This window comes from Desulfovibrio sp. (assembly GCF_018379785.1).
GTDB lineage: Bacteria > Desulfobacterota > Desulfovibrionia > Desulfovibrionales > Desulfovibrionaceae > Desulfovibrio.
On the sequence record NZ_JAGZUV010000006.1, the window covers coordinates 49,603 to 71,859 of the forward strand.

General features: G+C 59.8%; 16 protein-coding genes, 1 tRNA gene and 1 pseudogene. 15 read left to right on the forward strand and 3 right to left on the reverse strand.

What is annotated here, in order from left to right; translation table 11 throughout:
• Window positions 1–53: 53 nt before the first annotated feature.
• The 3 genes and pseudogenes from KH208_RS02270 to KH208_RS02280 form a co-directional block, all read left to right on the forward strand.
• Window positions 54–479 (forward strand): annotated as a pseudogene (locus KH208_RS02270) (relaxase/mobilization nuclease domain-containing protein); the annotation flags it as partial.
• 82 nt (window positions 480–561) lie between these two features.
• Window positions 562–1,095 (forward strand): hypothetical protein, encoded by a 534-nt coding sequence (locus KH208_RS02275; protein ID WP_291433457.1) that lies wholly within the window; start codon window positions 562–564, stop codon window positions 1,093–1,095.
• Window positions 1,096–1,098: 3 nt separating this feature from the next.
• On the forward strand, window positions 1,099–1,368 hold the full coding sequence (locus KH208_RS02280) for a hypothetical protein (RefSeq protein ID WP_291433459.1): 270 nt from the start codon (window positions 1,099–1,101) through the stop codon (window positions 1,366–1,368).
• Between the two features lie 57 nt (window positions 1,369–1,425).
• Here KH208_RS02280 and KH208_RS02285 read toward each other — a convergent pair whose 3' ends face one another.
• From KH208_RS02285 to KH208_RS02295, 3 genes are all read right to left on the reverse strand, one after another.
• A complete protein-coding gene (locus tag KH208_RS02285) occupies window positions 1,426–2,973 on the reverse strand; it encodes a hypothetical protein (protein WP_291433461.1) in 1,548 nt (515 codons plus the stop codon).
• An 11-nt stretch (window positions 2,974–2,984) separates the two neighbouring features.
• Window positions 2,985–6,122 (reverse strand): SNF2-related protein, encoded by a 3,138-nt coding sequence (locus KH208_RS02290; protein ID WP_291433463.1) that lies wholly within the window; start codon window positions 6,120–6,122, stop codon window positions 2,985–2,987.
• A 497-nt stretch (window positions 6,123–6,619) separates the two neighbouring features.
• Window positions 6,620–6,696: transfer RNA gene (locus tag KH208_RS02295), tRNA-Met, on the reverse strand.
• A 310-nt stretch (window positions 6,697–7,006) separates the two neighbouring features.
• Here KH208_RS02295 and KH208_RS02300 point away from each other — a divergent pair.
• The 12 genes from KH208_RS02300 to cls all read left to right on the forward strand — a co-directional run bounded on the left by KH208_RS02300 (window position 7,007) and on the right by cls (window position 22,009).
• Window positions 7,007–8,068, forward strand: coding sequence for a hemolysin family protein (locus tag KH208_RS02300; RefSeq protein WP_291433465.1), 1,062 nt, complete (start codon window positions 7,007–7,009; stop codon window positions 8,066–8,068).
• Between the two features lie 158 nt (window positions 8,069–8,226).
• Window positions 8,227–8,640 carry a cytochrome c maturation protein CcmE gene (locus KH208_RS02305; protein WP_291433467.1) on the forward strand — a complete coding sequence of 138 codons (414 nt, stop codon included), beginning with the start codon at window positions 8,227–8,229 and terminating at the stop codon, window positions 8,638–8,640.
• Between the two features lie 433 nt (window positions 8,641–9,073).
• Window positions 9,074–11,032 (forward strand): cytochrome c-type biogenesis CcmF C-terminal domain-containing protein, encoded by a 1,959-nt coding sequence (locus KH208_RS02310; protein WP_291433470.1) that lies wholly within the window; start codon window positions 9,074–9,076, stop codon window positions 11,030–11,032.
• 17 nt (window positions 11,033–11,049) lie between these two features.
• On the forward strand, window positions 11,050–11,772 hold the full coding sequence (gene ccmA / locus KH208_RS02315) for a heme ABC exporter ATP-binding protein CcmA (protein ID WP_291433471.1): 723 nt from the start codon (window positions 11,050–11,052) through the stop codon (window positions 11,770–11,772).
• Window positions 11,760–12,437 carry a heme exporter protein CcmB gene (locus KH208_RS02320; RefSeq protein ID WP_291433473.1) on the forward strand — a complete coding sequence of 226 codons (678 nt, stop codon included), beginning with the start codon at window positions 11,760–11,762 and terminating at the stop codon, window positions 12,435–12,437. The genes ccmA and KH208_RS02320 overlap by 13 nt, the downstream gene beginning before the upstream one ends.
• Window positions 12,438–13,109, forward strand: coding sequence for a cytochrome c biogenesis protein (locus KH208_RS02325; RefSeq protein WP_291433475.1), 672 nt, complete (start codon window positions 12,438–12,440; stop codon window positions 13,107–13,109).
• 33 nt (window positions 13,110–13,142) lie between these two features.
• Window positions 13,143–13,280, forward strand: coding sequence for a CcmD family protein (locus tag KH208_RS02330; RefSeq protein ID WP_009303319.1), 138 nt, complete (start codon window positions 13,143–13,145; stop codon window positions 13,278–13,280).
• The gene (locus KH208_RS02335; protein ID WP_291433478.1) at window positions 13,273–13,944 is read left to right on the forward strand and encodes a tetratricopeptide repeat protein; all 672 of its coding nucleotides are present in this window, start codon (window positions 13,273–13,275) and stop codon (window positions 13,942–13,944) included. The genes KH208_RS02330 and KH208_RS02335 overlap by 8 nt, the downstream gene beginning before the upstream one ends.
• Before the next feature lie 134 nt (window positions 13,945–14,078).
• Window positions 14,079–14,837, forward strand: coding sequence for a tetratricopeptide repeat protein (locus KH208_RS02340; protein ID WP_291433480.1), 759 nt, complete (start codon window positions 14,079–14,081; stop codon window positions 14,835–14,837).
• 174 nt (window positions 14,838–15,011) lie between these two features.
• Window positions 15,012–19,811, forward strand: coding sequence for a response regulator (locus KH208_RS02345; protein WP_291433482.1), 4,800 nt, complete (start codon window positions 15,012–15,014; stop codon window positions 19,809–19,811).
• Window positions 19,812–20,055: 244 nt separating this feature from the next.
• Window positions 20,056–20,478, forward strand: coding sequence for a universal stress protein (locus tag KH208_RS02350; RefSeq protein ID WP_008682875.1), 423 nt, complete (start codon window positions 20,056–20,058; stop codon window positions 20,476–20,478).
• Window positions 20,479–20,593: 115 nt separating this feature from the next.
• On the forward strand, window positions 20,594–22,009 hold the full coding sequence (gene cls / locus KH208_RS02355; RefSeq protein ID WP_291433485.1) for a cardiolipin synthase: 1,416 nt from the start codon (window positions 20,594–20,596) through the stop codon (window positions 22,007–22,009).
• Window positions 22,010–22,257: the final 248 nt, after the last annotated feature.

Here is a 22,257-nt window from a genome sequence, read left to right on the forward strand (position 1 = left end):
TGCTTTCCTGGCACCCGGACGATGCGGTGACGCCAGAGCAGGAGCGGCGGGTGATGGACGATTTTGAAGAAATGGCCTTCGCGGGTCTGGAGCCGGATCAGCGCAACATCCTGTGGGTACGTCACTCTCACGCGGGCCACCATGAATTGCACTTCGTCATTCCGCGCGTGGAGCTTTCCGGCGGCAAGGCGTTTAACCCTTGCCCACCCGGTTGGCAGAAGCATTTCGACGTGTTCCGCGACATGCACAACCATCGGGAAGGCTGGGCCAGACCGGATGACCCGGCCCGCGCTCGTCTGCACACGCCGGAACATGCGGACTTGCACAACGCCCGGCTGCTGCGCTGGGGCAAAACGCCATCCGAGGATGACCGCGCCGCCGCCAAGGATGCCGTCCACGAATACATGCGGGCCAACATCGAACAGGGGCTTGTCAGCAATCGTGAAGACGTTCTTCATGCACTTGCCGGGGCCGGGTTGGAAATCAACCGGGCGGGCAAGAAGTACATCACCGTCAAAGACCCGGAGAGCGGGGAAAAACTCCGCCTCAAGGGAGGAATATATGCAGAGCACTGGAAACTTGAACTCGCTGACCGAGAAAGTGAAGGCCAAGACCGAACGGGAGCGGCAGGATATGGAAGCCCTGACCCGGCAACAGTTCGACGCCTTGAGTCGGAGTTTGCACGAATCGTCGAAAGCCGCGCTCAGTACAACCGAGGCCGCTATCCTTCACCAGCTCACGAACCTGGAACAGAACGTGACTTCACGCTGCCGGATTCTGAGCGCCGCCTTTGGCTGGAAATGTCTGCAAACCCTGATCGTCACCTTGTGCATCCTGACGGGCATGTCGCTCGGCGGTTGGAGCCTGATGGCCCTGGCCGAGAAGAAGATCACTACATTGTATCGAGAAATAACCGTGCTGTCGGATCGGAAGGAATCGTTGGAAGTGCAGGCAGCCAAAATACGGGCCACGTTCAAGGACTTGGAGCCGTACCACTCGGAGGGCAGGGATTATCTGCTGACGCCGGAAGGCTGGAAAATCACCCACGCGGGAACGCTCGACAAGCGGGACGCTTGGATCATAGTGAGGAAATAGTCCATGACAGAATTAGAACGTATGCTCAAAACCATCCTGACCGCCCTGGAGAAGGAAGTGACCGTCACGCAGGAAACCCATGGAAAGAGGCTGGCCGCCCAGCAGGAGAGCTTGAAAGCCCAGGCCCAGCACATACAGGAGTTGCGCCGGAACATCGAGCAGCTCCGAGCCGAACAGCAGGAATCAGCGCAGCACTTGCAACGCTTGAGCGATATACACGCGAACTTGGAACCGCTCTTGTCGCGTTTGAGCGCCTTATTGAACGCCAAATAGAGCGGCTGCGGGAGCAGGAACGAAAACGCAGCCGTGGGCCGAGGCTAGGGAGATAGCCTATGGTTGAATCATTCCTGTTCCGTAACATTTAGAACAATTCTTATTGAATCCATTGCAAGAACAGGCCACCTGCGTTTGAGATGTTTCTCCTGGATCAAGTTTGTTTTCCGAAGGAAAAGTGTTCTCGGCTAACCCATAAAACAAAAAAGATAACCCATAAGCAACGTAAAGGCGGTTTATCCAGTGTTCATATCCTTGCGGTATTTCTAAATCAGAAGGACGCGCAATAGAGGTAAAAACTGGGTCTTGTGCTGTACCGAGTGCTTCTTTATACGCATCAACAACCGCTCGTTGATATGGAAATTCAATATTCCCACCACCACTGAAAATAAACTTGATCTTTTCCTTAAGTGATGTTGTTGGAGTTATACCACCTTCACCATAAGGCAGGCATTTCAATGTTCCTTGTAATGTTTTTGTTGAGTCAAATTTTAATCCTTCGCTGACCTTCATTTTTGCTACGTTAAGCTCTGGAGAATTTTTACCAAGCTCTTTTTCTTTCCGCCAATATTCAAGGTTTATTTCATTAACTTCGCCAGCACATGCGGCAAGTTCAATCTGTCCCGATCCCCTCGGAAAAACTTCGGCAGAAAAATAATTAAGACGTCTTCCATTCCCACCGGCGTAGGTGAAAACGCTTTGATCCACCGTTCCAGCACCCGCATCTGAAAAAAAATAGATTGTACGGTCGTCAGGGCTTGATGCAGGAGAGCGAACAAAAGCCTGAACGCTAGCACTTACTTCAGGATAAACATGGCAAAGTTCACTATTGCTGGTTTGCTCAAGTGCATTTTCGATCTCTTTAACTTTTTGCGATAACTCATCAATGACAAAAGAATCTTGCCCTACATTGTGCTTACGGCCTAACAGCCATGCAATATTTAATATTTTTTCAAAAAGCGAACGAACGCTATTATTACTAATATTGGCAACAGGGATTGCCATATTGATAGCCATTTGATCTTCAGATTTACGTCCAAAGTCTGGAAATTTCTGTATAATACTGTTGCTTATTTCAGAAAAAGTCGAAGAAAGGAAAAAGACAGAGGCTAAGAAGGCAATGTGTGCTGGCGTGTGAGGAGATTTTCGGCCAACGATTCTTCTATATTCCCCAAAAATGGGATCATTAATTTCTCCCAAAGCGGCCTTTTCAACCGCCATTTTGAGGTGATACAGTCCACCTTCTGGATAAAGTGTGTCAATATCAAGATGGCGCAAAAATTTGTCATCCTTATAGATAACAACGCTTGGAATCAAAAAAGCTGTATGGGGCGCGGCAAAAGTGACAGTATAGACCCAAGCTCGATCTATGTTGATATCTCTAATAACGGCCTTGGAACTAGACGTTCCGAAGTCAAACCCAATTTGAAAAAAGTATGGCTCTCGTTCTTTTGAAACATTTGTAGCTGGCGAGATTGTACGAGCAGGTGGAAAGATATCTTCTGTAAGTTTCTGAGGATTAGTAGATTGTTGTATAGAATCAGCAGAGGTTTTCCCTGTAATTTTGGCAAGTAGTTTGCTTAAGTTGTCGCTGAAGCTTCCCATACTGTCCCCTCTCAACGTTCCACTTTAACGAGGCCAAGCGCTACCGTATTAGATTCAGGATCCAATTCGGCGCTAGATTGCAATTGTGCAATCCTATTACGCATGTTGTCCTCATTCTTTTTGATGCGAGCTTTGGTCATATTTATGATCTGCTCTCCGCGTTCATTTTCAACAAGAGTGGCTAACCGTTGCCGATCTTGTTCAATTTTCCGCCCGAAGATGGTCGATACGCGTTGTTCCTTAATCTGAAGCATATTTGCATTCTCTCTCTCAAAGTCTTCCGCTTCATCATTAAACTGTGCGTACATATATGTTTCAAGAGAGTTATATCGCTCAGCGATCAAGCTTTTGTCGTAATCTCTATATACCCATTCAGAGCCAGCCCTAAATATATCCTGAAACACTGTTTCTGCCTCATACGAAGAAACACACTTCCCATTTTCAAGAGAAATGAATCCATATGCAAGTTTTTCTCTATTTGTTATTCCTTTAAGTGTCCACTTGTCTATCCGGAAAAGGTATGTCCCCGGTTTTAGAGAAGATGTGTTCGAGCCGATAGCAGAAATTTTGTGTAAATTGTATTCTTGTTTTCTATTGAAACTTGTTATCCAGCGGACGAATGGTGACATGTGATTAATAAAAGCTAGTTTTTTCTTGCCACGTATTTCTTGTGCTATTTTACGATCAAATGTCATTGTTATTGTTTGTTGACGCAAATGAGTTGCAACAATAGTCCTATCTTCTCTTATGAAGTCAAATAGAGATTCTTTGGCATCGTTAGAAAGTGAAATTTGCAAACAGCCGTGTACTGGAGTATTATAGTTAATTATAGTTCCTTTAAAATAATGTGCAAAAAAAATAGAGATATATGCTTCAAGCTCAGATGGCTGAATATATCTGCCTCGTCCCCTATCTTCCTCTATTTTTTTTTGCACATAGTCTGAAAGGGCGATAAGTCCCTCGCCAGACTCTTCGAGGTGCTGAATATCAAGTTGTTTTTTTTCTATAGCTTGCTGCGTTTGGCTAATCCTGCGATCTGTTTCTTCCTGTGTTAAGTTTTTGCTCAAAAGATCAACAGTTAATTTTTTTACCTCTTCCCCAAGAACCTCATCCAAATCACCAAGGCTATTGCTGAATTTTGCCAATTTCTCATGAAGTCGTTCATATATTCTTTCTTCAATAGTACCATGGATTTTGAAGTTTACTATGGACAAGCGCTTTGCGGTTTGGCCCACGCGATCAATACGCCCAATCCGCTGTTCTACACGCATAGGATTCCACGGCAAATCATAATTTATGAGTATACGGCAGAATTGCAGGTCAATGCCTTCACTTCCGACTTCAGACGCAAGTAGAACTCTTGGCCCAGATGGTAAACGAAATCTTTCAATTTCTGCCCAACGCTTTTCGACCGGGATGCCCCCATGGATAACAGCAGACAATTCTCCGTTCTCTTCAAGTTTCTTTTGCAAATACGACAGCGTGCCACGATAGTAAGAAAATATTATTACCTTCTCCCCCGGCTCAGATTGCAACAGGTCAAAAAGTTGCGACAGCTTTGAATCATTTCCTTCGAAATCGTAATTTAATAAGTCTGCCCACGAAGCAATTTCTTGCCCAATACTTAGGGAGGGTGGCTCGCCATTGTCGGTGTTGCCAAAGGCTTCAGCAAGAAGGTTGTTTGATTCGTTTTCTTTTCCGGATTTTATTTTTTCAACAAAAGCAGGGAGGCAACTGGCAGCCATTAATTGCCATGTCATTATTTGAAATACATGAAATTCAGAATTGTTTTTAAAACAATGTACCCGTACAGCGCCAAGTATAGCCTGATAAAGGTCCATTTCGCCTTGCGTGTATGTAACTGGTATAACGTTTGAATCTCTGATAGGCCTGTTTTCCTGCACCTGTACCCTTCGCGTTCTATTGATATATGAACCAAGAACATTCATTTTATCCGCTATATCCTGGCATTTTGCCAAAAGAGCCGGATTAACAAAATTTTCTTGTTCCAATACGCCTAGTTTTTTAATTAACTCATGAAAATATGGAGAGTTTTGGATATGCGGAATAAAACTCATGCGTTCCAGCGCGTGCGATAGCGCATCTCGATCAACTGGATGCCGCGAAAGAGCATTAGAGACTTCGACGGCAGGTCTATTGCTTTGAATTAGCCATTCAAAACTGCTTTGTGTCGCAAAAAAATCTTCATCAATAAGTCTAAGCAAGCTATGTAGGTCAATATTACTATTGTTTACAGGCGTTGCTGAAACACACAAGACAGCCCTAGCGGCTTCTGCTGTAGATAAGCTCTCACCAAGGAGGAACGTTGTCGTTGCTTGGTTACGCATATAGTGTGCTTCATCAAAGATAACGAGATCTATTGCTTGATGTTCTTCGGACCAAAATCGCAATTCCCGCAAAAGCTGCACCTTTGGGGAAGAGGCTGGACCATCTTCCGGGCGAGTTTTAATTTCATCGCGTGCACTTTTTGGAGGCCGCAAACCGGAATAGGTACTGATAAGAGCAAAAGGATAATTTGCTCCATATTTTTTCAAATTGCCGATTTCACGCTGCAACTCATCAAAATTAACTATTTTGGCATCGATAAGAAATTTTTGGTGTAACTCCTCTCGCCATTTTTCCGCCAATATTTTGGGACAAACAACCAAAAGGCGCTTTGCCTGGTAGCGAGCTTGCATCTCCATCCAGACCAGCGCTGCTTCAATCGTTTTGCCCAGACCGACTTCATCTGCCAACAAAAGCCGTTCGGAAGGAGAGTTGATAAACTTGATTACAGGCTTGTACTGATAGGGATAAAAATCAATTTGAGCAGTCTCCATGGAGTAGACAACATCATGTAGTGCCCCTTTGAGTTTTTCATATGTAATTAGCTGGCGCAAATCAGACAAACTCCCAAAAAGTTCTTGCTGCATTTGCTCCAATAAGCTGCTGGTCTTGCCTTGTTGGATAGAGCTCACACTTGATAGGGGACGAAGCTTCAGGCTGCCATTTGGGAATCGCAATTCCACCATCAACCTAGAGCCAACTGGAATAGATTTTCCTGTATACTCCGCGATATTCCCAGGGTCGCTTTTATCGATGATCAGATCGCCCTGAATAAAGGGTATAATTTCACTACTAGCTGTCATATTGATTCTCTAAAGATTAAATTCTTCATTGCCTCAGTTGGCCACTGGCCCTGATCATCAAGCTGCCATGGTGCCACGACCATATAGACAGTTTGAATCTAGTATGAGGCATGAGCAAGGTCAAATAAGATTATTTTGACCAGACCAGATGTCCACCAGATAGCGATCTTTTTTGCCTTGGGAAAAGATGAAAGTTTTCTATGTGAGGCTATGACCAGTATCCCTGCATAGGTTAGAAAACTGGTTAGAAACGTGGTTAGGAAATGGTTAGGACTGGCGGAAAAACCTCCCTGCACCCACACCTAGCCCCTTCTTGCCGAGCAACCGTAATGGACTTTGCTCGCGATTTTCTCCACACGCTGCAAACTCCATAAAACCCAGAAAAGCCGCGCCAATACAGGCGCGGCTTCATCAGGCAAAATACCCTTGTGGTTAGAAATAGGTTAGAAAACAGAAAAGGCACTTATGGTTAGAAACTCATAAGTGCCTGTAATTTCTGGTTGCGGGAGCAGGATTTGAACCTGCGACCTTCGGGTTATGAGCCCGACGAGCTACCGAACTGCTCCACCCCGCGCCATGTGGCGACATGTCATATCGCGAGAAAGAAATATAGTCCTGCGGGTGGATTCTGTCAAGCAAAGCCGCGCATTTTATTTTCGGCTCGCCATTTTCCTCAGCGCCATCCCCCAAAAGCCGCTCCCCGCCACTCCCTCACCATCTGTCGCCAAGCGGCCTGCTTCTCCCGGTCCCGGTCGCGCCGGGCGGCAATTGCCAAGCCCGGTCCGTCGGGCTATAGTTTATCCATATAAATATGGGCTTGCCCACCGCGTCCATCTCCGGGCCCCGTGGCCGCCCGTCAAACCGCAGCCGCAGGATGCCGCGTCATGCTCACCCTTATCCTGGCCGTCGGCATAGCCGTTCTGGTCTCGTTTTCCTGTTCGCTCACCGAGGCGGCCCTGTACGCCGTGCCCTGGTCCTCCATTGAACGCCTGCGCCGCATGGGCCGTCCTGTAGGCGAACTGCTCTATAAAATGCGTACCGAGGTGGACAAGCCCATTGCCGCCATCCTGACCCTGAACACCGTGGCCAACACCGCCGGTTCCACCATTGCGGGCGCGGCCTTTCTGGCGGTCTTCGGCGCGGAGCACATGGCGCTCTTTGCCCTGGCCTTCACCGTCGTGATCCTGGCCTTCGGCGAAATCGTGCCCAAAACCCTGGGCGTGGCCTATGCCACGCCCCTGGCCAGCGCCCTGGCCCGCCCCCTGGCCCTGACGATCAAGCTGCTTTCGCCGCTGCTCTGGCTCACGAGCCTGCTCACCCGCCTGATGTCGCCGCCCTCCAGCGCGCCGCAGATCTCCGAGGACGACATCTGCGCCGTGACCAGCCTTTCGCGCCAGGCCGGGCGCATCCAGCCCTATGAGGAAAGTTTCATCCGCAACGTGCTGGCCCTGGATCAGAAACGCGTGCATGAGATCATGACCCCGCGCACCGTGGTTTTTTCCCTGCCCGAGGACATCACCGTGGAAGAGGCCTACAAGGATCCGCGCATCTGGCATTTCAGCCGCATCCCGGTCTACGGCGAAAACAACGAGGACCTGGTGGGTCTGGTGGAGCGCCGCACCCTGGGCCGCTGCCTCAAGGAGGACAAGGAGGGCACGCGCCTGTCCGAAATCATGCGCCCCCTGCATTTCGTGCAGGAAAGCCAGACCCTGGACGTGCTGCTGCGCGAACTGCTCAAGGCCAGGGTGCATCTCTTCGCCGTGCTGGACGAATACGGCGGCCTGGCCGGAGTGGTTTCGCTGGAGGACGTGCTGGAGGAAATTCTGGGCAGCGAGATCATGGACGAAAGCGACAACGTGGCGGATCTGCGCGCCCTGGCCCGCGACCGCCGTAAGGCCCTGACCCGCAAGGCACCCCAGGACAAGCCCGCCGCGCCCATCAGGTAGGTCCCCGGCAGGCGTGAGCCGCCGGGCCCGCCTGATCCGCAATGCCCGCGCGGTACGGGCCGCCCCGTAAATATTGATAACAATTCTTATCTTGTCAGAAAAATCGAAATGGGCTAGGGTACCCCATCTTCACTCAGCGCAACACTGGAGTGACTCGCATGGCCCGCAAAAAAAATACATCCATCTATGTGGCGGCGCTGCTCCTTTTCCTGGGCGGCGTAGGCTATCTGGCGTATTCCGGCTTTTCGGAAAACAGCGTTTACTTCCTGAACGTGGCCGAAGCCAAGGCCGCCACGCCGGACAAGCTGACCGCGGCCCGGCTGTTCGGCACCGTGGCAAGCCGGGGCATTGAAAAGCACCGGGGCGGACCGGGCGTCACCTTCAGCCTGGAAGACAAGGACAACGCCAGCCAGACCATCGTGGTCAACTACAGCGGCGCCGTGCCCGACACGTTCAAGGCCGGGGCGGAAGTCATCGTGGAAGGCGGCATGGGGCCGGGGGGGCGCTTTGCGGCCAAGACCCTGATGACAAAATGTCCTTCCAAGTACCAGAAGGAAAACCGTACAAGCTAGGCTCAACCCTCATTAAAACGCCGTCCGCGAAAAGCTGAATTTTTTCGGGCAGCAAGGCGCAAAGGAGAAATTGGGCGAAGCTGTATCGAATGCTTTTTTGCAACGCGGCCGCACGGAAAAAGGCGGCTTTGCAGCAGGCGCTTTTAATGACGGCTGAGCCTGGAGCAATACAACTTTGAGAAAGTGCATTCTCAAAGTTTTTAAGACGCTCACTTCGGCGTTTAATCGCGCAAACAAATTGCGCTTGCGCCTCCGTGGCGGGCGTCTGCTCCCGCAGCCGCCGGAGCAATTCCACTTTTGAAATTGCTCCGGCCACGCGGCGCCCCCCAACACGGGGCGTTGTTTTTTCCCGTCACGTCACTCGAACCGGGCGGGCCGGGACGCGCCGGATCAGCCGGCTTGTCTCGCCGTCATCCACGCGTAAAGGAGCCCCATGTACGTTTTCGCCTACGCCATGCAACTTCTGGCCCTGCTCTGCGCCCTGGGCGGCGGCGGCATGGCTCTGCTCCAGCTCTGGCAGGGACGCGCCGACAGCCTGCGCCTGATCGAAAAAGCCCACTGGGCCGTCACCGGCGGCTTGCTGCTGGCCTCGGCCCTGCTGCTGCACGCCCTCTACTGGCATGACTTCAGCCTGCAATACGTTGCCAGCTATACGGATCTGATCCTGCCGGTCTTCTACCGCCTGACCGCCTTCTGGGCCGGGCAGCCCGGTTCCATGCTCTTCTGGGCCCTGGCCGTGAGCCTGAGCGGCAGCATCTTCGCCTGCACCCGCGCCTGTAGAAATCTGAGCCCCGCCACCAAGCTCTGGTACTGGACCTTCTTTTACGTGATCATGGCCTTTTTCACCCTGATCCTGACCAACTGGAGCAACCCCTTTCTCATGCAGACCCCGGCCCCGGCCGACGGCAACGGACTGAACCCCCTGCTCCAGAATCCGGGCATGATCTTCCATCCGCCGTTGCTCTTCCTGGGCTACGGCGGCTTTACCGTGCCCGCCTGCCTGGCCCTGGCCCAAGCCCTTTCCCGCAGGGGCCGGTGCGAGGGGCCCTGGTTCCGCCTGGCGCGGCCTTTCATCATCCTGGCCTGGCTTTTCCTCACCGCGGGCATCGTGCTGGGCGCGTGGTGGGCCTACATGGAACTGGGCTGGGGCGGCTACTGGGCCTGGGACCCGGTGGAAAACGCCTCCCTGATCCCCTGGCTCATCGGCACCGCCGCCCTGCACACCTTGATTGTGGAGGAGCGCCGGGGCAAGCTCGGCCGGGTCAATGTGGCCATGATGGCCCTGACCACGGTATCGGCCTTTTTCGCCACCTATCTGGTGCGCAGCGGGGTTATTGATTCGGTGCACGCCTTCGGCGACGGCAGCGTGGGCACGCCGTTGACCGTTTTTGTGCTGGCCGGCCTGGCGGTCACCTTCTGGGTGGCCTGCACGGCCCCGCGCGAAGGCAAGCCCTTGGCCGGGCTGGACAGCCGCGAAGGCTTTCTGACCCTGGTGGCCTGGGTGCTGCTGGCCCTGGCCGTGATCATCCTGGTCGCCACCATGTGGCCGGTGATCAGCAAGCTCTGGACCACCGCCCCGCGCGGCCTGGACGCCAATTTCTACAACCGGGTCTGCCTGCCTCTGGGCGCGCTGCTGCTGGTCATGATGGCGGCCTGTCCCTGGCTCGGCTGGAACGGCGGCATGCGCGGCAAAGGCCGTTTCTTCGCGGTGCTGGGCGCATTTGTCGCCGGCGGCATTGTGATCTGGGCGCTGGGCTATCGCCAGCCCACGGCCCTGCTCGGCTCGTCCGCGGCCATCGCCGTCAGCCTCGGCGTGATCCTGCTGCTCACGGACAGCGCCGTCCGCCGCCAGCCCGCCAGCCTGGGGGCTCTGGGCGCGCACCTGGGCATGGCCCTGGCCGCTCTGGGCATCGCCTTTTCCGGCCCCTATACGCAGGACAAGGAAATGTATCTGGCTCCGGGCCAGACCGAACAGGTCGGCGGCTACACCGCCACCCTGCTGGAAATCAAGGACGGCCGCCAGCCCGGCTACGACTTTATCGCGGCCCGGCTCCAGATCAGCAAAGACGGCAAGAATCTGGGCATTGTCGCTCCGGAACGCCGCATGTACGACAAATTCGGCAGCATGCAGTTTTCCGAGGTGGATGTGATTCCGGGCCTGGGCAATGAAGTCTATGCCTCCCTGCTGGGCCTGGACGAGGAAATGCGCGTGCTGGTCAAGGTCAGCGTGGAACCCCTGGTCAACTGGATCTGGATCGGCGGCACCCTGATGTGTCTCGTGCCCCTGCTGGGCCTGCGCCGCCGCACGTCCCCGGCCAGGGAGCCCGACGGCGAGGACGGCCCGGATGACGGCAAGGGCGATTCCACCACTGCGTCCGCCGGTAACGCCTGAAGCCGGGAGGCCCGCGCGTGCTTGAACTCGACCGTGTCGCCAAGCTCTATGGCGTCAAAGTGATCTTCAAGGATGTGAGCTGCGCCTTCACGGCGGGCAGCGTCTCGCTGCTGGTGGGCGGCAACGGCGCGGGCAAAAGCACCCTGATGCGGATCATGGCCGGCTTGTCACGCCCCAGCGCGGGCCGCGTGCGGCAGGCGGAATCCGGCGCGCGTTCCGGCGGCCTCCGCCTGGGCTATCTGGGGCACGCCACCTTTCTCTACCCCGGCCTCACGGCACTGGAGAATCTGGCTTTCTGGCGCACGGCCCACGGCCTGCGCCTGTCCAGAGCCGACCTGTCAGCCGGGTTGGAGCGGGTTGGCCTGGGGGCCCACGCCCACGAGCGCGCGGGGGTTTTCTCGCGCGGCATGGCCCAGCGCCTGAACCTGGCGCGGGTGCTCATGCTCGAGCCGGACCTCCTGTTGCTGGACGAGCCGGGCACCGGACTGGACGCGGCTTCCCTGGCCCTGTTGCGCCGCGAGGTGCGGGACGCACGGCAGCGCGGGGCCTGCGTGGTGCTCATCAGCCACGATCTGGCCGGCGACGCGCCCCTGGCCGACCGCCTGCTGGCCCTGGCGGAGCGCAAACTGGTCTATGACGGCGCGCCCTCGGACTTCACGGGCTTTCATACCGCGCCGGACGCGGCCGCCGCGGGCAATACGGATAAGGCGGATAGGGGAGGCCCGGCATGCTGCGCCTGACCCTGGCCGTGGCCCGCAAGGATCTCGCCCTGACCCTGGCCCGGGGCAGCGGTCTGATCCAGGCCCTTTTGCTGGGTCTGCTGCTGCTTTTCGTGTTCAGCCTCTCCCAGGGCATCGGCGAGCGCATGAACCCGCAGGCCGCCGCCGCCGTGTTCTGGCTGAGTTCGGCCTTCTGCCAGGTGCTGATCTTCAACCAGCTCTACGCCCTGGAAGAGGCCAACAACGCCCGCCTGGGCCTGCTGCTCTGTCCCGCGCCCATTCAGGGCGTCTGGCTGGGCAAGGCGGCGGCGGGCCTGACCCTGCTGCTGCTGGCCCAGGTCATCTTTTTGCCCGCGTCCGTGATTTTCCTGGGCCAGGAGCTGGGCGGACCGCCGCTGCCGGGCCTGGCGGCCCTGCTGCTGGTGGATCTGGGCATGTGCGCCCTGGGTTCCCTGCTGGGGGCCCTGGCCCAGGGGCAGGCGGCGCGCGAATCCCTGCTGAGCATCGTGCTTTTTCCGCTGCTCACGCCCTTGCTGCTGGCCGGTATCGGCGTGGGCGCGCAGACGCTGGGGGCCGCCTCCCCGGGCGGGCCCGGCGGCTGGCTGGGCGTGGCCTGCGCCTTTGACGCGGTCTTTCTGGGGGCCGGTCTGTTGCTGTTCAGCTTCATCTACACGGGGGACGAATAAATGCCGCGACTTCTGGCCCTGCTGGGCGGACTGGCTTTTGCCTGCTGCCAGTGGCTGATCTATGTCTACGCCCCGGAAGAGGCCACTCTGGGCCTGATCCAGAAAATCTTCTACATCCACCTGCCCCTGGCCTGGTGGGCGCTGATCAGCTTTTTTACGGTCTTTCTGGCTTCCATCGCCTATCTGTTGCGCCGCGCGCCCGGCGCGGACAGGCTCTGCGCCGCCGCCGCCGAGGTGGGCGTGCTGCTCAGCGGCCTGGCCCTGGTCACCGGCATGCTCTGGGCGCGCAAGTCCTGGGGCGTCTGGTGGACCTGGGACCCGCGCCTGACCACCACCCTGATCATGTGGTTCGTCTACGCGGGCTATCTGGTGCTGCGCGGCCTGGATCTGCCGCCGCAGCGCAAAAGCATGGTCTGCGCCGTGGTGGGCGTGGTGGCCTTTCTGGACGTGCCCCTGGTCTTCATTTCGGCCCGGATCTGGCGCTCGATCCATCCGGCGGTTTTCGCGGCCAAGGGCGGCGGCCTGGAGCCGGAAATGAAGATGACGGTCATTGCCTGCGTGCTTTCTTTCGGTCTGCTCTGGGCCGGGCTGGTCTGGCTGCGCAAACGCCAGCTCGATTTGCGCGCCCGCCTCGATGCCTTGGCCGCCAATGCCGACAACCCGGCGGCGTAAACGCCGCAGCGAACTCTCCCTCGGAGGACAAGTATGGATACCCTCACCTGGATCGTCATCGCCAATGCCGCCGTCTGGATCGGCCTCGGCGCGTATCTGGCCTTTCTGGCCGCGCAGCAGCGCGCTCTGGCGGCTCGCCTGAGCCAATGGGAGATGCTCAACCATGACTGATCTGCCCAAGCTCAAGACCCCGGCGCGCGCGCTGGCCCTGCTGCTGGCTCTGAGTCTGGCGGCCATGCTGGTGATTTCCCTTACGGAACGCTTCAAACATCCTCAGATCACCGTGCATGTGCAGCCCGCGCCCCAGGCTCCGGCGGGCATGGGCGGCGACGCCATCGGCGCGCTCATGCAGGAAGTCGCCAAAAATCCCCAAAACGTGGACGCCCTGGTCCACCTGGTCGAAGCCCTGATGACCGCCCAGAACTGGGATGCCGCCGAGACTTTCGCCCAGCGCGCCAGCACCCTGGATGTGAACAATCCCCAACCGCTCTATCTGTTGGGCGTCATCAAGCACAACCAGGGCAAGCACAAGGAAGCCGCCGAGCTTCTGGAAAAAGTGGTGGCCCTGCATGACAACGCCTCGGTGCGTTACAGCCTGGGCGTGCTCTACATCCATTTCCTCAACGACCCGGCGCGCGGCGTGGAACATCTCAGCGCGGGTCTGCATGACCCCAAGGCCGGTGAGGATCTCAAGAAGGGCATCCGCGAGGAGCTGGAAAAAGCCCCGCTGTCCCATGCCGGCGGCGCGGAAAACAACACGCCGGATCAGCCGGTCCGACAGGACAAGATGGATAAAAAGGCAAAAAAAACCAATGGGAAGGACGCGCGGCCCTGAACCGCCTCCCGTCAATGTCGCAGTTGCCAGGCCCGCTTCTTGACCATAAGTTGCGGGCTTGCCTCTTTTTTTTTCAGGTTGTAGGTTGACCGCAAAGACTTTGACCGCGCCCCACCCACGTTATTGAGGAGCTTATGGCCCGCCGTAAAAGCAAAAAAAACCCTGAAACGGAAGCGGCTTCGCCGCGCGACGCGCTGACGCGCCCCACTCCCGACGCCCTTGGCAGTGCATCTCCCGCAGCCTCTTCGGAGGCCGCGCCTTCCGGCATGGTGCGCAAAAGCACCTGCATCATGGGCATGCTGCTGACGCTGGCGCTGGGTCTGTATCTGGGCGGCCTGCTGCCCGGCCTGATCAACGGTCACGGCCCGGCCGTTACGACCCATCCCGCCACGGCCCAGCCGGAAGCCGCGCCTCCCGCTCCCGCGGCCCCGCAGGCGGCCAGGCCCGCGCAGGACAATCCGCCGCCCATGCCCCCGGAACTGGCCCGGAAAATCGCCGAACTGGAAAAGGCCCTGCTGACCGATCCCAAGGACGCCGCACGCTGGGCGGCCCTGGGCAATCTGTATTTCGACACGGGCCAGGCCAAACAGGCCATCTCGGCCTATGAGCGTTCCCTGACTTTCGCGCCGGGCAATCCCGACGTGCTTACGGATCTGGGCATCATGTACCGCGAGGCCGGAGCCTACGAACAGGCCGTGGACAGCTTCCGCAAGGCCTCGGCCGCCCGGCCCGGCCATGAAAACGCCCTGTTCAACGAGGGCGTGGTGCTTTATTACGATCTGCACCGCAAAGACGAAGCCGTGCAGGCCTGGCAACGCCTGCTGAAGGCCAATCCCGGCGCGCGTTCGCCGGACGGGCAGCCGGTGTCCGAATTGATCAAGCATCTGCATTAGGGCTGTCAGAGATGATGCCCGCGCTGCCCGGCGGACGCGCGGATGCCGCACGCAACGTTGAACGCCCGGCGTTGCAGCGTTGCTCCGGTTTAAGCCCGTAACGGCTCGCCGGACGTCACGCGGAGACGGAACCGCGCGGCGTTCATGCAAAGTTATATGACAGGCGGAAACACTATGGCATATGTTTTTTCCGGCACGGCCCGTTTCCGGGTTTCGGCCGCTGTTCTTCTGTTTTGCGCGCTCTGCTTCGGCTGGGGCGGCACCCCGGCCCAGACCATGCTGCCCGCCGCGCCCACCACGTCCAGCACGCCCCTTTTGCCCTACCTCGACTATCTGCTGGATGAAACCGGCACCATGGATGTGGAGGAAGCCGCCGCTCCGGACAAAGCCGGGGACTACCGGCCTCTGACGCTCAAGGATCTGCCGCGCGAAACCGGGGTCGTGTGGCTGCGCTTCACCCTGGCCCCTCTGCCCGAGGGCGCCCGCCCAGCCACGCTGCTGCTGGACATGGGCGAAAGCGTGCCCGGCATGCCCATGCTTTACGAACCCGTGTCCAACAGTCTGAGCGGCGCGCTGGAATGGCGCGAATTCAGCCCGGCCCAGCGCAATGTGCTGCTGCTGCCCGAGGCGGGCAAGGAGCCTCTGACCTGCTATATCCGCCTGGACGGCCTGCCCGGCCTGTGGTTCGCGCCCATGCTGCGCACCCCGCAGGACGCGGCCACCAACTGGGGCAGCCTGTCGCGCACGGCGGCCATTCTGGCCCTGGGCGTGGTCATGCTGCTCTGCCTTTTGCGCGGCCTGTCCGAAAAGGGCCAGTGGCGCGTCTGGACGGCCCTGTACGTGGGCGTGGCCCTGGGCCAGGGCCTCATGGGCATGCCCGCCTCCGGCTCCGGCCATATCGGCCTGGGCGAGTCCGGGGCCGTGCTGGCGCCGGGCGTGGCCCTGATGCTGCTGCCCCATGTGGGCCGCCATCTGATGCGCACCCGTGAGCGTTCGCACGCCCTGGACATCCAGCTTCTCCTGCTCTCCCTGCCCGGCGCGGCGCTGGCCCTGCTGCCTCTGGTGCCGAACTTCGGCTGGCTGACCCGCTATCTGGATCTCTGGCCCCTGGGCACCCTGATTTTCGTGCCCACCGCCCTGGGAGCCTGGATCATGGGCCTGGGCGGAGCCAAGCGTTTTCTGCTGGGCTGCCTGCTGCCGCCGCTCTTTGTGGCCGGGGGCATGCTGGGCCTGGACAGCGGCTTTGCCCCCAACCTGCTGGCCTCCGCCCCACTCTGGGGCACGGCTCTCAGCGCTTTGATCATCGCCGCCACCAGAGCCCCGCACGACACGGTCGTCGCACAGGCTGACGCCACGGCGGCCAAGGCCGTGCGCACAGAGGCCGACGGCACCATCACCCTGGATCAGCCTCTGGACGATCCCAATCTGCGGCTGATCCCGCCGGGACCGCCCATGCCCCCGGACAATCCGGACGCGGATGCATCCTCCGCGCACTCTGATCCTCGGACCGCGCCGCACGCCGGTCTGCCCTCCGATCTTTCGCCCAGTCTTCTCCCCGATCTTCTGGAAGACGCCCTGCGCCTGCCCCTGGACCGCCTGATGCGCGAAGGCGCGGCTCTGGGGCATTGCGCCCTGCCTCCGGCAGTACGCCAATACGCGGAAAACATGCTGACCGCGGCCCGCCAGATGGCGGATATTGTCAGCAATCCCACACAATTGAATCAGGAACGGCCCACCACCGAAGCCGCCGCGCCTTTCAATCTGCAACATCTGATGCGCGAAGCCCATGACGCCGTGGCACCGGCGGCGGAAAGCGCGGGCATCGGCCTGGCCTGGTACATGCCGCCCCATCTGGGCCATATGTACGAGGGCGAAGCAGGGGCTCTGAGCGAAACCCTCTGCCTGTTGCTGGAAAGCGCGGTGCGCGCCACCAAGCACGGAGCCGTGCATTTTTCGGTGCGCCGCGTGCCGGAAAGCACGGATGCCGGGCATCTGCTTTTCACCGTCACGGACACGGGTTCGGGCATGCCGCCCAAGGAGCGTTCCAGCCTGGCCCTGACCCGCGCCTGGGAACTGGCGGGCGCGCGCAAGGGATTTCTGGGCGTGGAGTGCAGCCCCCACGGCACCACCATCGCTTTTACCCTGCACCTCAAATATCTGGAACGGGACGGCAGCGAAGACGCGCCTATGGAGCGCGGACAACCTCTGGTCCTGGTCGCGGCGGAAAGCGCGCTGGACCGCCGGGCGCTGGCTCGCATGCTGGACGGCATGCCCTGCCGCAACGCCGAAGCGCGCAGCCTGAGCGAGGCCCTGCAACTGCACAAGGGCGAAGTCGCGCTCCTGCTGATAGCGCAGGGCAGGCTGGCCTCCCCGGCGGCGGGCGACATTCTGCGCCAGTTCCGTGAACTGGCGACGGCAGCGGGCCTGCCTTTCTGCAAGGCCCTGGCCGTCACCATGGACGACAGCCAGTGGGACCGTCTGGCCGATGCCGGTTTCACCCATGCCCTGCTGGAGCCGGTGGACGGCGAAGCCCTTTGCCAGACCGTGCGGGAAATTCTGGATGCCGCCGCGGCCACGCGGACGGCCGATGAAACCGGGCAGGAAGCCGTGCCCACGGAACCCGCCGGGCAAACCGGCACAGCCCCGGCAGATATGGCAGCGGCGGTTCCTGAAGCGGTCGCGCCTTCCGCCGTAACGGCGGGAGCACCGGCCGGACGGCCTCCTCTGCCGGATCTGTTCGGCAACGAGGACGGCCACGGCGGTTCTCCCCTGAAAATACCGGATCTGACGGCCCTGCCCGATCTGTTGAGCTTTGCGGAATCCCTGCGCGGCCCCCTGGTCGGTCCCGGAGAGGATAAAAAGTCCGGCAAACCCGCGGGCGGCCTGTTCAGCGGCCTGCCGGAAAACAAGGACTCCCTCCTGCCGGACCTTGGCCTGCCTCCGGCGGACGCCGGTCTGACCCCGGTCAGCCGTCTGAACGCGTCCCGCAAGACCGCGCAAGAGCAACCGGACATTCCGGCGGGCCTGTTCGTCAACCCCTACGCACCCGACGATCCGGTTATGACCGCCGCGTCCAAAACCACGGCGGTCGAATCCGAAAGCAACGAGGCCCCGGCTCCGGCGCCCTCTCCGGAAGACGCCGCCATGCAGGCGGAATTTTCCGTGGCCGCGGGCCTGGAAGGCCCGGTCTGGGGCGAGGAAGAGACTGCGGACTCCGGCACGGCACAAGAGACAAAGGATGCCGCTCCTGAAGACGCCGCATCCAAGGAAGACCTGCCGGTGGAAAGCGCGGCAGCTCCGGCGCCCGTGGAAGCGGCGGAGGAGAAGGCCGACAGCGTTACGGCAGCGGAAAACCCGGCTTCAGGTACGGAGGAAGCTCCTGCGGAGCCCGCGCCAGCCGCTGCCGACAACGCGACGGCTGCCGTTGCCACGGCTGATGCAGCCGAGGAAAAGACGACGGACACGATGGAAAACGCGCCGCCCGCTGAAGCACTTCAGACTGTTGCCTCCGCACCGGAAGCCGATAGTGAGGCCGTACAGCCTGCCGCTGAAAGCGCTTTCGCCGCGCCGGAATTGCCGGAAGAGCCGGAAACAGCCGCCCCCGTGGAGGCGACCGCGCCGGAAGAAGTTGTTGCGGAAACGTCCGTGCCGGAGACTGAACCAGTGGCCGCCGTGCCGCTGGCCCCGGAAAAGCCCGTGGAGCCGGAACAGCCCCGTAAACCGGCCTTCCGGCCTGTCACTTTCGCCGCGCGGCCGGGCGCCACCATTGTCCCCATCCGGCCCAAAGTCGCAGCCGTGCCGGAAGCCAAGCCCACTGTTACGGCCAACGCCGGGGGTTCCTATACCAGCCCCCGGCAGAACACGCCCGGCGAGTGGGTGGGCGAGCCCATGCCCATCGGCAGTCCCCTGCCTCCCCGTCCGCAGGATGAGGAAGCCGCGTCCCTCGCCGGGAACGCAGTCCAAAGCGCTCCCCGGAACGCTGTGCGTCGCGGACCGCGCATCACGATCAGATCCGTCCCGACCGCGACCGCCCGGCGGGACACGGAGAACACCGAGGATACCGCCAAGAACGCCTATACCAGCCCCAGTCTGAGCACGCCCGGCGAATGGGTGGGCGAGCCCATGCCCATATCCCCCAAAGCCACGGCCGACAGACCAGCTCCGCCCAGGCGCCACGGGCCGGAGGAAGCCCTCCGGCCGATGAACAAGGCCGGTCTGGGCCTGAGCCTGGCCAACGACCCGGCTGCCGCGCGTCGCACCGTAACCGTGTCCGCAGCGCCGGAACCGGAGGCAGTGGAAACGCCCGCAGCGACGGCCCCCGCTCCCGCGACGCCCCAGCCCCGGGAAGCCCCGGCACCGGTTTCGCCGTCCGCTCCGGCAGCAACGGCGGCCGATACAGACGGTTCCGGAGGCCTGAGCGGCTCCATTATGGACTTTATCGCCGGAGCCGAACCCGTAAAAAAAGAAAATCCGCCTCTGGCCGCGCTCATTGTGGAGGTTTCCGGCCCCGCCGCCGCCTCGGTGCCGCCTGCCCCGCCCCCGGCGGAGGCGGAAGAACCCCGAACGGTTCAGGGACGTTTGCAGATGCCCTTGCCGGAATTTCGGCCCACGGTCGGGACAAATGAAGCCCGGACCGCAACGGACAGCGCAGCCCCTGTGCCGCCGCCTCCCGCGCCCGCAACGCCGCCGCAGCCGGGCCCGGACAAGACCATTCTGCAACTGGTGGAACGCCTGGATGCGGCCATGGAGGACGCCCAACAGGCCTTCCAGAGCCGACGCGGCTACATGGTGGGCGAGGCCGCCGGGCGTATCGCGGCGGAGTCGGACGCCTTCGGCTTCCGGGTTCTGGCCCGCATGGCCCGCTGTGTGGAACGGGCGGCCAAGGCCAACGACATGAACGCACTCAAGGATCTGCTGCCCGAACTGGCCGTGGCCGTGGAACGCAACCGCATCGCGCTCACCCCGCGCAAATAGGCGCGCTTTGGTAAAGCAGACGGCAGCCCGTTCCCTGTGGGAGCGGGCTGTCTCCGTTCAGAGCGTTCGGCATGAAGCGGCGCGCTGCACTCGCGGACGGCGTTTGTACCGCGCCTCGCGGACAGCGGGCGCGTCGAAAAGCAAGCGGCACCAGCGGGCAAAGGCTTGCGCAAAACGCGGAGGCATGCGAAAATACTACGGCCCAGGCAGGAATACCGCCACTGAGGGCAGACAAGGAGTAAACATGTACAAAAAAGTTCTTCTGCCGGTGAGCGGCAAAAAACACGGCGAACGCGCCCATCAGGCTCTTAAGCACGCCCTGGGCCTCTGCTCCGGCGAGATCATCCTGCTGCACGTCACCGAGCCGCTGTCGCAGATCGTGGGCGGCGAAGCCCACACCGAACTGAAGCGCGAGGAAGCCGCCAAAGGCCTGACCCTGCTCTGCCCGCTGATCGAGATTCTGGAAAAAGACGGCGTCAGCTTTCACACCCGCGTGGAAGAGGGCACCCCGGCGGAAACCATTGTGCGCGTGGCTGACGAGGAAAACGCGGATCTGATCGTCATGTTCACCGACGGGCGCGACGGCCTCGGCGATCTGCTGATCGGCTCCATCACCGAACGCGTGCTGCGCAATACAGATACCCCTTTGCTGGCCGTGCGCCACTAAAGCGGTTCCGGTTCAGGCGGAAAGGGCCCGCGCCTCTTTCGTCCCTCGCCTCTCCGGCGAAGGGCGGCGGGGCCGTCGGCGTCCGTAACGCCCCCGTGATGCCGAAGAGCGCCTTGTGCTGATACTGCTGGAAACTCTGGGCCTGTTGGCCGTCCACATCCTCTCCTGGGTGGCGGTCTGTCATGCCTTGCTGACCAAGCGAGACCCGCGCTCGGCCTTGGGCTGGACCGCCACGGCCCTGCTCCTGCCCGTACTGGGGCCGTTGCTCTACGCGCTTTTCGGCATCAGCCGGGCCGAGAGCCGGGCCGACAAGATCATGCGGCAGCAAGCCGCCCTGGAACCCGAATACGCCCATCCGCCCTGCCCCGTGCGGCCGCCGGAACAGGTGCCTGAAAATATTGCCCGCATGGCGCATTTGGGCCGCCGCCTGACGGACCAGCACCTCTGCGGCGGCAATGCGCTCCGCCCCCTGCACAACGGCGACGAGGCCTATCCGGCCATGCTGGAGGCCATCGCGGCGGCGCGGAACCACGTTTTTCTGGCTACTTACATCTTCAATGCCGGCAAGGTGGGCGCGGCCTTTACCGAAGCCCTGGCCTCGGCGGCCGCGCGCGGCGTGGATGTGCGCGTGCTGGTGGACGGCATCGGCACGCTCTACTCCTGGCGCAAGCCCTGGAAGAAGCTCGCCGCGCGGGGCATCAGGACCGCGCTTTTCCTGCCGCCCAAGCTCTTCCCTCCCAACCTGAGCATCAATCTGCGCAATCACCGCAAGGTGCTGGTCTGCGACGACATCGGCTTTACCGGCGGCATGAACATTTCCGACGACAATCTCCAGAGCCTGCGGAAAAGCTGCGTGCAGGACGTGCATTTCCGTTGTCTGGGACCCATCGTCAATCAGCTGCGGCGCGCCTTCCTGCTCAACTGGGGCTTTTCCACCGGCGAATACACGCCCCTGCCGCCCAGCTCCACCGAGCCCAGGGGCGAAAGCCGCTGCCGCATCGTCATCGACGGGCCCGGCTCAGACGCGGACGTGCTCAACGACCTTTTCTGCGGGGTCATCAACACGGCCCGGAGCTCAGTACGGATCATGACCCCGTACTTCCTGCCCTCGCACGACCTCATGTCCAGCCTGCGCTCGGCGGGCCAGCGCGGCGTGGACGTGCGCGTGGTGCTGCCCGCCAAAAACAACCTGCCGTATGTACACTGGGCCACGTTCCGCCTGCTGCCGGCCCTGCTCAGCGCCGGGGTGCGGGTCTGGTACCAGCCGCCGCCCTTTGCCCATACCAAGCTGCTGGCCGTGGACGGCTATTACAGCCAGATCGGCTCGGCCAATCTGGACGCCCGCAGCCTGCGCCTGAACTTCGAACTGAATATGGAAATCTTTGATCCCGCTTTCCACGGCCTGCTGGCCGGGCATATCGACACCATCATCAGCCGCAGCCGCGAAATCAGCCTTGAGGATCTGAAACGCCAATCCCTGCCGGTCAAGCTGCGCAACGCGGCCTGCTGGATTTTCTCGCCCTATCTGTAGGCAACAAAACTTCGTTCCGAACTCCATATTTTGTTAAAACCCCACAAAGGCCGTCGGCATTGCCGACGGCTTGGGGTGTGACAGGCAGGCGCATCTAAAGCAGATTACCTTTGAAACGCTGTCAGCATGTCTCTGATTGCATTATTTTAACTAGAAGTCATTTCATAATTCTAGAAAAAGTCATGAAAATCGTGTAATCGAGTTTCATGAGCAAATACCAAAGATTAACGGATGAGCAGTGGGCAATT

Excerpts from the sequence above, each read along its gene's own strand:
- KH208_RS02335 (WP_291433478.1), top strand. The coding sequence starts at position 13,273 with ATGACTGATCTGCCCAAGCTCAAGACCCCGGCGCGCGCGCTGGCCCTG.
- KH208_RS02285 (WP_291433461.1), bottom strand. The coding sequence starts at position 2,973 with ATGGGAAGCTTCAGCGACAACTTAAGCAAACTACTTGCCAAAATTACA.
- KH208_RS02300 (WP_291433465.1), top strand. The coding sequence starts at position 7,007 with ATGCTCACCCTTATCCTGGCCGTCGGCATAGCCGTTCTGGTCTCGTTT.
- KH208_RS02330 (WP_009303319.1), top strand. The coding sequence starts at position 13,143 with ATGGATACCCTCACCTGGATCGTCATCGCCAATGCCGCCGTCTGGATC.
- KH208_RS02290 (WP_291433463.1), bottom strand. The coding sequence starts at position 6,122 with ATGACAGCTAGTAGTGAAATTATACCCTTTATTCAGGGCGATCTGATC.
- KH208_RS02340 (WP_291433480.1), top strand. The coding sequence starts at position 14,079 with ATGGCCCGCCGTAAAAGCAAAAAAAACCCTGAAACGGAAGCGGCTTCG.
- KH208_RS02350 (WP_008682875.1), top strand. The coding sequence starts at position 20,056 with ATGTACAAAAAAGTTCTTCTGCCGGTGAGCGGCAAAAAACACGGCGAA.
- KH208_RS02275 (WP_291433457.1), top strand. The coding sequence starts at position 562 with ATGCAGAGCACTGGAAACTTGAACTCGCTGACCGAGAAAGTGAAGGCC.
- KH208_RS02325 (WP_291433475.1), top strand. The coding sequence starts at position 12,438 with ATGCCGCGACTTCTGGCCCTGCTGGGCGGACTGGCTTTTGCCTGCTGC.
- KH208_RS02305 (WP_291433467.1), top strand. The coding sequence starts at position 8,227 with ATGGCCCGCAAAAAAAATACATCCATCTATGTGGCGGCGCTGCTCCTT.
- KH208_RS02345 (WP_291433482.1), top strand. The coding sequence starts at position 15,012 with ATGGCATATGTTTTTTCCGGCACGGCCCGTTTCCGGGTTTCGGCCGCT.
- KH208_RS02320 (WP_291433473.1), top strand. The coding sequence starts at position 11,760 with ATGCTGCGCCTGACCCTGGCCGTGGCCCGCAAGGATCTCGCCCTGACC.
- KH208_RS02280 (WP_291433459.1), top strand. The coding sequence starts at position 1,099 with ATGACAGAATTAGAACGTATGCTCAAAACCATCCTGACCGCCCTGGAG.
- KH208_RS02310 (WP_291433470.1), top strand. The coding sequence starts at position 9,074 with ATGTACGTTTTCGCCTACGCCATGCAACTTCTGGCCCTGCTCTGCGCC.